Here is a 13046-nt window from a genome sequence, read left to right as displayed (position 1 = left end):
CGCGCCTACGTCGAACAGGACCTCCACGAGATCTACGAGGGCGAGGTCCGCTACGCCCGCGACGCCTTCGAGGGCCTGCGCCTCATGGACGCCCTGATCGCGGTGAAGCGCGGCGTCCCCGGAGCGTCCCTGCCCGAGCTCAAGCAGCGCCGCGTCGCCAAGCGCGACACCCCCGTCCTCCAGGTGGAGGAGGCCGAGGAGCCGGGCGGCCGCTCCGACGTCTCCGTCGACAACCCGGTCCCCACCCCGCCGTTCTGGGGCACCCGCGTGGTCAAGGGCATCCCGCTCAAGGACTACGCCTCCTGGCTCGACGAGGGCGCCCTCTTCAAGGGCCAGTGGGGCCTCAAGCAGGCCCGCGCGGGCGGGGCCACGTACGAGGAGCTCGTCGAGAACGAGGGCCGTCCGCGCCTGCGCGGCCTCCTGGACAAGCTGCACACCGAGAACCTCCTGGAGGCCGCGGTCGTCTACGGGTACTTCCCCTGCGTCTCCAAGGGCGAGGACCTGATCATCCTGGACGAGGAGGGCAACGAGCGGACCCGCTTCACCTTCCCCCGCCAGCGCCGCGGCCGCCGTCTGTGCCTCGCGGACTTCTTCCGCCCGGAGGAATCAGGCGAGACCGATGTCGTCGGCCTCCAGGTGGTCACCGTCGGCTCGAAGATCGGCGAGGCCACGGCCAAGCTGTTCGAGTCGGACTCCTACCGCGAGTACCTGGAGCTGCACGGCCTGTCCGTCCAGCTCGCCGAGGCCATGGCCGAGTACTGGCACGCCCGGGTCCGCTCCGAGCTCGGATTCGGCGGCGAGGACCCGGCGAAGGTCGAGGACATGTTCGACCTCAAGTACCGCGGCGCCCGCTTCTCGCTCGGTTACGGCGCCTGCCCCGACCTGGAGGACCGCGCGAAGATCGCCGCCCTCCTGGAGCCGGAGCGGATCGGGGTCCACCTGTCGGAGGAGTTCCAGCTCCACCCGGAGCAGTCCACCGACGCGATCGTGATTCATCACCCCGAAGCGAAGTATTTCAACGCACGCTGAGCTCCTGAGACGTACACTTGTCGGTCCCATACAGGCCGGTCGCCTGTTCCCCGGGGTGGTATGCCCCGGCGGAAGAGGTGACCGGCCTTCTCGTCCCTTCTGAGAGGCATGCGCATGACGAGCACCGTTCCCGCCCCCGTCGCCCGTACGGCCGACGGCTCGGCCCTGCAGGCGGTGCTGCTCGACATGGACGGCACCCTGGTGGACACCGAAGGCTTCTGGTGGGAGATCGAGGCGGAGATCTTCCAGGAGCTCGGGCACCGGCTCGAGGAGTCCTGGCGCGACGTGGTCGTCGGTGGCCCGATGAGCCGCAGCGCGGCCTTCCTGATCGAGGCGACGGGCGCCGCCATCGGCCTCGCCGAGCTGAGCGTCCTGCTCAACGAGCGTTTCGAGGCCCGTATCGCCGACCGGGTGCCGCTGATGCCCGGCGCCGAGCGGCTGCTGACCGAGCTGGCCCGGCACAACGTGCCCACCGCCCTCGTCTCCGCCTCCCACCGCCGGGTCATCGACCAGGTCCTGCTCACCCTCGGCCGTGACCGCTTCACGATGACCGTGGCCGGTGACGAGGTGGCCCGCACCAAGCCGCACCCCGACCCGTACCTGTTCGCCGCGCAGTCGCTGGGCGCCCACCCCTCGAGGTGCGCCGTCATCGAGGACACGCGCACCGGTGTGGCGGCCGCCGAGGCCGCCGGCTGCCGGGTCGTGGCCATCCCCTCGGTCGGCGTGATCGAACCCGCCCCCGGGCGTACGGTCGTGCGCTCGCTGGAGGACGTGGACCTGGCGTTCCTGCGCTCGCTCATCGCCCCGATGAACTGAGCGCGACGGCCGACACGCACCGCCGCCCTCCGCCACACACCGGCATCCTCCAGGCACGCTCCGTACCGAACGGAACGCGCGCAGGATCGAGATCCAACGGAAGGATCTTCCGTCACATGCCCCGGAGGCTGAAATTCCATCCTCTCCGGGGCGGTCGCTCAGGGTGACATTGGTCACCCGTCAACCCCCTGACGGACCTGTCCCGACCCCCCTGACCCTTCCCTTGTGTCCGGATTGATCAGCCCCTGACCGAATCTGCGCAGCCCTGCGAGTGAACAGGCAGTTCGCTCCGATCACGGTGCGATTACGCCCCAAGTCCGGTCAGTTCCAGCCATCCCGTCCCGGACCACTAGTGTCGACGCGGGCACTACGCCGCACCTCAGCCGACCCCGACACACACCCCTGTGCCGAGGCCGCGTGGACCGATCGTCACTACACCGGCCCGATCGTTCCGCCCCGAACGGGCGACCGCCGCGAAGTGCCCTCTACGCCGCTTTGACCAAGTGCCGGTTACAGGGAGTACTTCCAGCATGAACCGCAAGACCATGGTGCTGACGGCCGCGGCCGGACTGCTCACCCCCGCGCTGGCCGCATGCGGCAGCGCGAGCGGCGGAGGAGCAGGATCCGGAGCGATCGTCGTCGGAACCACCGATCGGTTCGAGGCCGCAGACTTCGCTCCCGCCCCCTTCGACCCCGCGTACGCCTACGACGCCGGCGCCTGGAACGTCCTGCGCCAGACCGTCCAGACGCTGATGCACACCCCGCGCGGCGGCGGCCAGCCCGTCCCCGAAGCGGCCTCCGCCTGCCGCTTCACCGACTCCGGCAACGAGAGCTACCGCTGCACGCTGCGCCCCGGGCTGAAGTTCGCCGACGGTGAGCCCCTCACCGCCAAGGACGTCAAGTTCTCCATCGACCGGGTCCGCGCCATCAAGGACGAGAACGGCCCGTCCTCGCTGCTCTCCACCCTCGACAACGTCGAGGTCAAGGGCGCCGACACCGTCGTCTTCCACCTGAAGACCCCGGACGCGACCTTCCCCTTCAAGCTCTCCACCCCCGCCGCCGGCATCGTCAGCGAGAAGAACTACGACGCCAAGAAGCTCCGCGAGGGCTTCGCCGTGGACGGCTCCGGCCCGTACACGATGAAGGCCGAGGTCAAGGGCAACCAGCTGGTCCGCGCCGTCTTCACCAAGAACCCGCACTACAAGGGCGACATCAAGCTGCAGAACGACAAGGTCGAACTGCGCACGTATCCCGACTCCCCGGCCATGGGCAAGGCACTCGCCGACGGGAAGATCCACATGGTCTCCCGCACCCTGTCGCCCGCTCAGGTCAACGAGTTCAGCGTCAAGCCGCCCAAGGGCGTCAAGCTGGTCCCGATGCCCGGTCTGGAGATCCGCTACCTCGGCTTCAACACCGAGGCGCCGGTCGTCAAGGAGAAGGCTGTACGCCAGGCCCTCGCGGCCGCCGTCGACCGCGGCCAGCTCATCTCCAAGGTCTACGGCAAGTCCGCCCAGCCGCTCTACTCGCTGGTCCCCACCACCGTGACGGGCCACGTCAACTCCTTCTACAACAAGTACGGCGAGGCCAACACGCCCAAGGCCGCCGCCCTGCTGAAGGAGGCCGGGATAAAGACCCCGGTCAAGCTGACCCTGAACTACACCAGCGACCACTACGGCGACGGCACGGCCGCCGAGTTCGAGGCCCTCAAGGCCCAGCTGAACTCCACCCAGCTCTTCGACATCACCGTCCAGGGAAGCGAGTGGGCGGACTTCCGCCCCGCCCAGAAGAAGGGCGACCACGCCGCCTACGGGCTCGGCTGGTTCCCCGACTACCCGGACGCCGACAACTTCCTCGCCCCGTTCCTGGAGCAGGACAACTTCCTGGGCACGCCGTACGCCAACAGCGCGGTGCGCAGCAGGCTCATCCCCGAATCCCGGCGCGCGGTCGACCGTAACGTCGCCGTTCCCGCGATCACGGAGATGCAGGACATCGTCGCCGACGACGTCCCCGTCCTGCCCCTGTGGCAGGGCAAGCAGTACGTCGCCGCACGCGACGGGATCACCGGAGTGGAGTGGTCGGTCAACGCCATCTCCGACCTCCAGTTGTGGGAGCTCGGCCGCGGCGTAAGCGGCTGAGCAAGGCAATGACCGGCAGCGGATGTCGCGGGCCGGAGCAACGAAACAGTTCGACTGTGAAGGACGTTCGCGTGAATCGACGTAACCAGTGGCTGGCGGCCCCGCTCGGCGCAGCCACCGCCGCCGCGCTGCTCAGCGGTTGCGGTTCGACCGATGGCTCCAATGCCGGCAGCGGCAAGGGTGTGGTCATGGGCATATCCGACAAGGTGAAGTCCACCGACCCGGCATCGGGCTACGACCCGGGCTCCTGGCTGCTGTTCAACAACGTCTTCCAGTCGCTGCTGAGCTTCCCCAAGGGCGGAACCACCCCCGAGCCCGACGCCGCGCAGACCTGCAGCTTCGAGGGCGGTGACAGCAAGCTCTACAAGTGCGTCCTGAAGCCCGGCCTGAAGTTCAGCAACGGCCACAGCCTCACCTCGAAGGACGTCAAGTTCTCCTTCGAGCGCACGCTGAAGATCAACGACGAGAACGGCCCGGCCGTGATGCTCTCGTCGATCGCGGGCATCGACGCCCCCGACGACAAGACCATCGTCTTCCGGCTCAAGACCTCCGACGCCACCTTCCCCAGCAAGATCGCGTCGGGCGCGGGCTCCATCGTCGACCACACCGAGTACCCGGCCGACAAGCTCCGCTCCGACAACAAGGCCATCGGCTCCGGCGTCTACAAGCTCGACTCCTTCAGCGAGAAGAGCGCCACCTTCTCCGTCAACGAGTCGTACACCGGCAAGGCCAAGGCCAAGAACACCGGCGTCACGCTGAAGTTCTTCAACGGCGACCAGGCCGGCCTCAAGACGGTCCTGGAGAGCGGCGACGTCGACTTCGCGTTCCGCGGCCTCGCAGCCAAGGACATCGCCGCCCTCGCCTCGACCAAGACCGGCGACAACAAGGTCGACGTCGTCCAGGGCACCGGCGCCGAGGTCGAGCACATGGTGTTCAACGTCAACGACCCCGTCGTCGGCAAGCTCCCCGTCCGCAAGGCCATCGCCTACCTCGTGGACCGCGAAGCCCTCGTCAAGGACGTGTACGCGGGCACCGCCACCGCCCTGTACTCCATCGTGCCGACCGGCATCGCCGGCCACACGACGCCGTTCTTCGACCGCTACGGCGGCACCCCGCAGCCCGAGAAGGCCAAGGCCGTCCTCAAGGCCGCCAACATCAACGGCAAGGTCAAGGTCACCCTGTACTCCACCCCGTCCCGCTACGGTCCCTCCACCGACCAGCAGTTCGAGGTCATCGCCAAGCAGCTCAACGACAGCGGTCTCTTCGAGGCCGACGTCAAGTCCGTCGAGTACGAGCAGTACGAGAAGGACATCCAGGCCGGCAAGTACGGCATCTACGTCAAGGGCTGGGTGCCCGACTACCCGGACGCCGACAACTTCACCCAGCCGTTCTTCGGCCCGGGCAACGTCCTCAACAACAACTACGACAACAAGGAGATCACCGGGACCATCATCCCGTCGACCTCCGCGAAGTCCGACCGCGCCGCGGCCAACACGGACTACAACCGCCTCCAGGACATCGTCGCCGACGAGCTCCCGCTCCTCCCGCTCTGGCAGGGCAAGCAGTACGCCGTCACCCGCCAGAACGTGAACGGCCTGCAGTGGTCCCTCGACGCCTCGACGGTCTTCCGCTTCTGGGAGATCAGCAAGGGCTGAGCCGCCCTCTCCTTCAGGGCCCGCTTCGCCTCCGGGGCGCCTCTTGCCGGCTCGTGAGGGCGTACGTGCTCGGAAATGCTCGTTCCTCGCATTTCCTCCGCGCGTTCGCCCTCACTCCCCGGCGCGCCCCTTCGGCCCACTCGCCCGTGCAGCGGTCCGACACATGCGGGCCGACCGAAGTCCGGGGCGGGGCGCGCGGTACGGCCGGCCCCGCAGCAGTGCCGCCCCCTCGGACACAGGGGGGCACCGGAGGCCGGGCGCGCCGCAGGCGCACAGGCGCAGGGCTACTGCGCCCCCGGCCGCACCAGGCCGCTCTCGTACGCGTACACCGCCGCCTGGACCCGGTCCCGCAGCCCCAGCTTCGTCAGCACGTGCCCCACATGCGTCTTGACCGTCGTCTCGCTCACGAACAGATCCGCCGCGATCTCCGCATTCGACAGCCCGCGGGACACCAGCTTCAGCACCTCGACCTCGCGCTCGGTCAGCGTCCCCAGCGTGTCCGGCAGGCTCTCCTCGCCCGACGGCAGATGCCCCGCGTACTTGTCCAGCAGCCGCCGCGTGATGCTCGGCGCGAGCATCGCCTCACCCGCCGCGACCACCCGGATCGCCTGCACCAGCTCATTGGCCGGCGCGTCCTTCAGCAGGAAGCCGCTCGCCCCCGCCCGCAGCGCCTCCACCACGTACTCGTCCAGATCGAACGTGGTCAGCACCAGCACCTTCGCCGGCCCGTTGCGCTCCGGACCGGTGATCTGCCGGGTCGCCTCCACCCCGTCCATCCGCGGCATCCGGATGTCCATCAGCACCACATCGGGCTGCAGCGCACGCACCTGGTCCAGCGCCTGCAGACCGTCCCCGGCCTCACCGACCACCGCCAGGTCCTCCTCCGCCTCCAGGATCATCCGGAAGCCGGTGCGCAGGAGTGGCTGGTCGTCGACCAGCAGGACGCGGATGGCCACGGGGTCTACCTCGTATTCGTCGGACGGCTACGGCGGGCCCGTCCATTCTGCCCTGACACCAAGATCAGGACTCCGCCGGGAGCTCCGCCCCCTCCCGCGCAGGGGGAACCTCCCCGGGGCGTCCGGGGGAGATCACCAGAGGATAGGGCGGGGGAGTCCCGCCGAACTCCGGACACACCGCCCGATGATCACACCAGCCGCACAGCTTCGTGGGCCGCGGCCGCCACTCACCCGTCTCCGTCGCCTCCCGGATCGCCTCCCACAGCGCGAGCAGCTTGCGCTCCACCCGCTCCAGGTCCGCCACCACCGGGTCGTACGTCAACACGTCCCCACTGCCCAGATACACCAGCTGCAGCCGCCGCGGCACCACCTGCTTCAGCCGCCACACCACCAGCGCGTAGAACTTCATCTGGAACAGCGCACCCTCGGCATACTCCGGCCGCGGCGCCTTCCCCGTCTTGTAGTCGACGATCCGCACCTCACCCGTCGGCGCCACGTCCACCCGGTCGATGATCCCGCGCAACCGCAGCCCCGACTCCAGCTCGGTCTCCACGAAGAACTCCCGCTCCACCGGCTCCAGCCGCGTCGGGTCCTCCAGCGTGAACCACCGCTCGACCAGCGCCTCGGCCTCCGTCAGCCAGCGCGCCAGCGCCGCCCCCTCGTCACCCTCCGGGAACAGCTCCGTCAGCTCCGGCTTCGACTCCAGCAGGCGGTCCCACTGCCCGGGCACCAGCGCCTTGGCCGCCGGCGCCGTCCGCTCCTGCGCCGGACGGTCGAAAAGCCGCTCCAGCACCGCGTGCACCAGCGTCCCGCGCGTCGCCGCCGCACTCGGCTTCTCCGGCAGCCTGTCGATCACCCGGAACCGGTACAGCAGCGGGCACTGCATGAAATCGCTCGCCCGCGAAGGGGAGAGCGAAGTGGGCGCCACAGCGCTCCGCGCATCGGCATCGGCTGCGCCAGGCACAGCACCGGGGCTCGTCGTCATGCACAAAACCCTACGACCCACCGCCGACAGCACGCGCATACCATCGACGCCAAGCCCCCTCGCACTGCATGATCGGAGCATCACAACCCGCTACACCACCACCACGAACGCGAACAGAACCACACTGGAAACACCAGCACCGAACGAAGGACAGCCGTGGCAGACACCGACGAAACCGGCGAGCGCGCAGGCAAGCGCTCCGGACCGGGCGGCGGACTCCTCATGGGCCGCCCCTTCGGCGTACCCGTCTACGTCTCGCCCAGCTGGTTCCTCGTCGCCGCCCTCATCACCTGGGTCTTCGGCGACCAGCTCGACCGCGTCCTGCCCGACCTCGGACCCGTCCGCTACCTCGTCTCCCTCTTCTTCGCCGTCGCCTTCTACGCCTCCGTCCTGGTCCACGAACTCGCGCACACCGTCGCAGCCCTGCGCTTCAAACTGCCCGTGCGCCGCATTCAGCTCCAGTTCTTCGGCGGAGTCTCCGAGATCGAAAAGGAATCCGAGACACCCGGCCGCGAATTCGTCCTCGCCTTCGTCGGCCCCCTGCTCTCCCTCCTCCTCGCCGGAGCCTTCTACCTCGGCATGAAAGCCGTCGACCCCGCCACCGTCCCCGGCGTCCTCCTCGCCGGCCTGATGATCTCCAACCTCCTCGTGGCGGCCTTCAACCTCCTCCCCGGCCTCCCCCTCGACGGCGGCCGCATGCTCCGCGCCGTCATCTGGGGCATCACCGGCAGGCCCATGGCCGGCACCGTCGCCGCCGCCTGGGTCGGCCGCGGCCTCGCCCTCGCCGTCCTCCTCGGCCTCCCCCTCCTCACCCACACCGGATTCCTCGGCAACCGCACCGAGGAAATCGGCGGCATGAACACCGTCATGGACGCCCTGCTCGCCGCCATCCTCGCCGCCATCATCTGGACCGGCGCCGGCAACAGCCTGCGCATGGCCCGCCTGCGCGAACACCTCCCGGAACTGCGCGCCCGCACCCTCACCCGACGCGCCATCCCCGTCGAGAACGCCACCCCCCTCTCCGAAGCCCTCCGCCGAGCCAACGAAGCCGGCGCCCGCGCCCTCGTCGTCGTCGACGGACACGGCGACCCCACCGCCATCGTCCGCGAAACCGCCATCGCCTCCGTCCCCGAACACCGCCGCCCCTGGGTCGCCGTCAGCACCCTCGCCCAGGACCTCACCGACGGCATGAAGGTTTCAGCGGACCTCACCGGCGAAGAACTCCTCGACCACCTCCGCGCCACCCCCGCCACCGAGTACCTCGTCCTCGAAACCGGCGGCACCATCTACGGCGTCCTGTCCACCCTCGACGTCGAAAAAGCCTTCGTGAAGGCCATGGCACGGCCCCAGTCCTGAAGCCAATACACTGTTCACATGTCCGAACCGACCGGTGCCGCCCGCCGACGCGGGCCCTTCGAGGTCGGGGACCAGGTACAGCTCACCGACCCCAAGGGCCGCCACTACACGTTCACGCTCGAAGCCGGGAAGAATTTCCACACCCACAAGGGTTCCTTCCCGCACGACGAGCTGATCGGTGCTCCCGAAGGCAGCGTTGTCCGCACCACGGGCAACGTCGCATACCTCGCGCTGCGACCCCTGCTCCCCGACTATGTCCTGTCCATGCCCCGCGGCGCCGCCGTGGTCTACCCCAAGGACGCGGGCCAGATCCTGGCCTTCGCCGACATCTTCCCCGGCGCACGCGTCGTGGAAGCGGGAGTGGGCTCCGGCTCCCTGAGCAGCTTCCTGCTGCGCGCCATCGGCGACCAGGGCATGCTCCACAGCTACGAGCGCCGCGCGGACTTCGCCGAGATCGCCACCGCCAACGTCGAACGCTACTTCGGCGGACCCCACCCCGCGTGGCAGCTCACCGTCGGCGACCTCCAGGACAACCTGTCCGACACCGACGTCGACCGGGTCATCCTCGACATGCTCGCCCCCTGGGAGTGCCTGGAGGCCGTCTCCAAGGCACTGGTCCCCGGCGGCATCCTCTGCTGCTACGTGGCCACCACCACCCAGCTCTCCAAGACCGTCGAGTCCATCCGCGAGATCGGCTGCTTCGCCGAGCCGCAGCCCTGGGAATCGATGATCCGCAACTGGCACGTGGAAGGCCTCGCCGTCCGCCCCGACCACCGGATGATCGGCCACACCGGCTTCCTCGTCACCGCCCGCCGCCTCGCGGACGGAGTCGAGCCCCCCATGCGCCGCCGCCGCCCCGCCAAGGGCGCCTACGGCGAGGACTACGACGGCCCCGGCAGCGACCGCTCCGCATAACGGCCCCGCAGACCCAACACGAAGGCGCTGTGGCGCAGTTCCCCCGACCCACCCGGGAACTGCGCCACAGCGCCTTTTCGTTGTCCGTGCACCAGTGCCGGACCCAGCCGTTCCACCTCCGTGTGAGGTGTGGCACGATGCTGGCTCCCCGTCACCCTTCGCACAGGAGACACCCCGCGTGCCGCACAGCCCCGCCGAGCCGGACCCGACCACGGGAAACCTGGCGCACACCGGCGCCAGGCCCGTCCACTGGCTCGCCACGGCCACCGCCATGGCCGCCGTCATAGCCGCCGCAGGACTCGTACAGCCCGCCACCGGCACTCCGGCGACCACCGGGGAACCCGCAGCCAAGGGCCCCCGGGCAGCAGCCGCCCCCGACCCGGCAGGCGTCACCTACCCCCTCGACTGCAGAGGCACCCCGCAGACCGTCACCACCAGCGCCCAGGGCGACCTCGACGGCGACGGCCGCCCCGAGACCGTGGCCGCCGTCCGCTGCGACGCCGGCTCCGGCACCCCGCCCCACGCGATCTACGTACTCACCCAGGACCCGGCCGAAGGCGCCCGCCCCCGCGTCGTCGCCACCCTGCTCGACACCGCCCGGCGACAGACCGCCACCGGGCTCACCGTGCGCGACGGGATCGTCACGGCCACCCTCGTCGGCTACTCCTCACCCGACGTGCCCCGCTACAGCCCCGACACGAAACAGCTCGCCAAGTGGCGCTGGCACGACGGAAAATTCCGCCAGGAGCTGACGGAGTCGGCCGCCAGGAGTGTTTGAAACGTCACTCCGCGTCGGGACCGAAGACTTCCACCCTGTCCGAAACGCGCCTTACGTGAATACAGTCACCCGGGCACTCCTTCGCCGAGTCGACCACGTCCTGGAGCAGCGTCAGCGGAACCGGAGTGGTCGCCCCCACCTCCTGCAGGAGCTCGTCCTCCGCGCTCTTCACATACGCCAGACCATCAATGTCCAGCTCGAACACCTCAGGCGCGTACTGCGCGCAGATGCCGTCCCCGGTGCACAGGTCCTGATCGATCCAGACCTCGAGCGGCTCGCCGGCCTCGCCGACACCGCCCGTCGGAGCCTCCTGCTGCACGGTCATATCTCCTGCCGTTCCCTGCGCTGAGTGATCCATCCCGGTCACAACCCGCAGCAAGTCGCGCGAGCCCTGACGGGTGTTGAACAGTTCGACCTTACAACCGGCTGCATCCCTAGTTTGATGGGTGGGTATTTCCTTGGCGTGAGGGAGTACGCAAGGGTGAAGATCGGACACACCTCTACCGTCTTTGTGATCTAGGGGTTTCAATCACCACCAGCCCAGGTAGGGTCAGGAAGCGTCCAGCTCCCCTTGGAGGAGGTGAGGACCGTGGCAGCCCACGACGACGACATCAACCGCGGCATCCGGCCCGCGCGAGGGTCCGAGGACCCCGCCGGACAGGTTGCCTATCTCGAGCAGGAAATCGCCGTCCTGCGACGAAAGCTCGCCGACTCTCCGCGACACACGAGGATTCTCGAAGAGCGGATCGTCGAGCTCCAGACAAACCTGGCCGGCGTATCCGCACAGAACGAACGACTCGCGAATACCCTCCGTGAGGCCCGCGACCAGATTGTGGCCCTCAAGGAAGAAGTCGACCGGCTCGCACAGCCGCCGGCCGGTTTCGGTGTCTTCCTGCAGGCGAACGAGGACGGCACCGTCGACATCTTCACCGGAGGCCGAAAGCTCCGCGTGAACGTCAGCCCCAGCGTCGACCCGGAAGACCTCCGGCGCGGCCAGGAAGTCATGCTCAACGAGGCCCTCAACGTGGTCGAGGCCATGGAATTCGAGCGGGCCGGGGACATCGTCACCCTCAAGGAAATCCTCGAGGACGGCGAGCGCGCCCTGGTCGTCGGGCACACCGACGAGGAAAGGGTGGTGAGGCTCGCCGAGCCGCTCCTGGACATCACCATCCGCCCCGGCGACGCCCTCCTGCTCGAACCCCGCTCCGGCTACGTCTACGAGGTCGTCCCCAAGAGCGAGGTCGAAGAACTCGTCCTCGAAGAGGTCCCGGACATCGACTACGACAAGATCGGCGGCCTGGGCGACCAGATCGAGCTGATCCGCGACGCGGTCGAGCTCCCCTACCTCTACCCGGACCTCTTCAAGGAACACGAACTGCGGCCCCCGAAGGGCATCCTGCTCTACGGCCCGCCCGGCTGCGGCAAGACGCTCATCGCCAAGGCCGTCGCCAACTCCCTTGCCAAGAAGGTCGCCGAGGTGACCGGCCAGCCCGCCGGGAAGTCCTACTTCCTGAACATCAAGGGCCCCGAACTCCTCAACAAGTACGTCGGCGAGACCGAGCGGCACATCCGCCTCGTCTTCCAGCGTGCCCGCGAGAAGGCCAGCGAGGGAACCCCCGTCATCGTCTTCTTCGACGAGATGGAATCCCTCTTCCGCACCCGCGGATCCGGCGTCAGCTCGGACGTGGAGAACACCATCGTCCCCCAGCTGCTCGCCGAGATCGACGGCGTGGAAGGCCTGGAGAACGTCATCGTCATCGGCGCCTCCAACCGCGAGGACATGATCGACCCGGCCATCCTGCGCCCCGGCCGCCTCGACGTGAAGATCAAGATCGAGCGTCCGGACGCCGAGGCCGCGAAGGACATCTTCGCGAAGTACCTCAAGGCCTCGCTGCCCCTGCACACGGACGACCTGTCCGAACACCAGGGCTCCAAGGACGGCACCGTCCACAGCATGATCCAGACCGTCGTCGAGCAGATGTACGCCGAAACCGAGGAGAACCGCTTCCTCGAGGTCACGTACGCCAACGGCGACAAGGAAGTCCTCTACTTCAAGGACTTCAACTCGGGCGCGATGATCCAGAACATCGTCGACCGTGCCAAGAAGATGGCGATCAAGGCATTCCTCGAACACAACCAGAAGGGCCTGCGGGTCTCCCACCTGCTCCAGGCCTGCGTGGACGAGTTCAAGGAGAACGAGGACCTGCCCAACACCACCAACCCGGACGACTGGGCCCGCATCTCCGGAAAGAAGGGCGAGCGGATCGTATTCATCCGCACCCTCGTCACCGGAAAGCAAGGCGCGGACACCGGACGCTCCATCGACACGGTGGCAAACACCGGTCAGTACCTCTGACCCGGAGCGGGGGGGGGGGGGGGGCGCCCCCCCCCCCCGCCCCCCCCCAGGGGGCCCCCCCCCGA

11 protein-coding genes are annotated in these 13046 nt (G+C 68.6%); 8 read left to right on the top strand and 3 right to left on the bottom strand.

Features of this window, described 5'->3' with window-relative positions:
* From ACWGE1_RS35590 to ACWGE1_RS35575, 4 genes are all read left to right on the top strand, one after another.
* The coding region (locus tag ACWGE1_RS35590; RefSeq protein WP_453424602.1) for a vitamin B12 dependent-methionine synthase activation domain-containing protein at positions 1-1029 on the top strand (1029 nt) is incomplete at its 5' end.
* Between the two features lie 114 nt (positions 1030-1143).
* The gene (locus ACWGE1_RS35585; RefSeq protein ID WP_453424601.1) at positions 1144-1845 is read left to right on the top strand and encodes an HAD family hydrolase; all 702 of its coding nucleotides are present in this window, start codon (positions 1144-1146) and stop codon (positions 1843-1845) included.
* 530 nt (positions 1846-2375) lie between these two features.
* Positions 2376-3980 carry an ABC transporter substrate-binding protein gene (locus ACWGE1_RS35580; protein ID WP_453424600.1) on the top strand — a complete coding sequence of 535 codons (1605 nt, stop codon included), beginning with the start codon at positions 2376-2378 and terminating at the stop codon, positions 3978-3980.
* A gap of 71 nt (positions 3981-4051) precedes the next feature.
* Positions 4052-5635 (top strand): ABC transporter substrate-binding protein, encoded by a 1584-nt coding sequence (locus tag ACWGE1_RS35575; RefSeq protein ID WP_453424599.1) that lies wholly within the window; start codon positions 4052-4054, stop codon positions 5633-5635.
* Between the two features lie 284 nt (positions 5636-5919).
* Here the strand turns inward: ACWGE1_RS35575 and ACWGE1_RS35570 are convergent, their stop codons facing one another.
* Both ACWGE1_RS35570 and ACWGE1_RS35565 read right to left on the bottom strand, forming a co-directional pair.
* Positions 5920-6591: a response regulator gene (locus ACWGE1_RS35570; protein WP_150256702.1), complete on the bottom strand. Its 672-nt coding sequence runs from the start codon at positions 6589-6591 to the stop codon at positions 5920-5922.
* 64 nt (positions 6592-6655) lie between these two features.
* The gene (locus tag ACWGE1_RS35565) at positions 6656-7576 is read right to left on the bottom strand and encodes a RecB family exonuclease (RefSeq protein ID WP_453424598.1); all 921 of its coding nucleotides are present in this window, start codon (positions 7574-7576) and stop codon (positions 6656-6658) included.
* A 156-nt stretch (positions 7577-7732) separates the two neighbouring features.
* On the opposite strand from ACWGE1_RS35565, the gene ACWGE1_RS35560 reads away from it, so the two are divergent.
* From ACWGE1_RS35560 to ACWGE1_RS35550, 3 genes are all read left to right on the top strand, one after another.
* The gene (locus ACWGE1_RS35560; RefSeq protein WP_453424597.1) at positions 7733-8932 is read left to right on the top strand and encodes a site-2 protease family protein; all 1200 of its coding nucleotides are present in this window, start codon (positions 7733-7735) and stop codon (positions 8930-8932) included.
* A gap of 18 nt (positions 8933-8950) precedes the next feature.
* On the top strand, positions 8951-9847 hold the full coding sequence (locus ACWGE1_RS35555) for a tRNA (adenine-N1)-methyltransferase (protein ID WP_030016358.1): 897 nt from the start codon (positions 8951-8953) through the stop codon (positions 9845-9847).
* Positions 9848-10025: 178 nt separating this feature from the next.
* The gene (locus ACWGE1_RS35550; RefSeq protein WP_453424596.1) at positions 10026-10625 is read left to right on the top strand and encodes a hypothetical protein; all 600 of its coding nucleotides are present in this window, start codon (positions 10026-10028) and stop codon (positions 10623-10625) included.
* 4 nt (positions 10626-10629) lie between these two features.
* On the opposite strand, the gene ACWGE1_RS35545 is transcribed toward ACWGE1_RS35550, so the two are convergent.
* Entirely contained in the window at positions 10630-10950 is a 321-nt protein-coding gene (locus ACWGE1_RS35545) for a ferredoxin (RefSeq protein WP_453424595.1), read from the bottom strand.
* Between the two features lie 264 nt (positions 10951-11214).
* Between ACWGE1_RS35545 and arc the strand changes: the two genes are divergently transcribed.
* Positions 11215-12981: a proteasome ATPase gene (gene arc, locus ACWGE1_RS35540; protein ID WP_030389611.1), complete on the top strand. Its 1767-nt coding sequence runs from the start codon at positions 11215-11217 to the stop codon at positions 12979-12981.
* Positions 12982-13046: the final 65 nt, after the last annotated feature.

The organism is Streptomyces sp. NPDC054932, from assembly GCF_053610205.1.
This window is presented reverse-complemented; position numbering and strand designations above follow the sequence as displayed.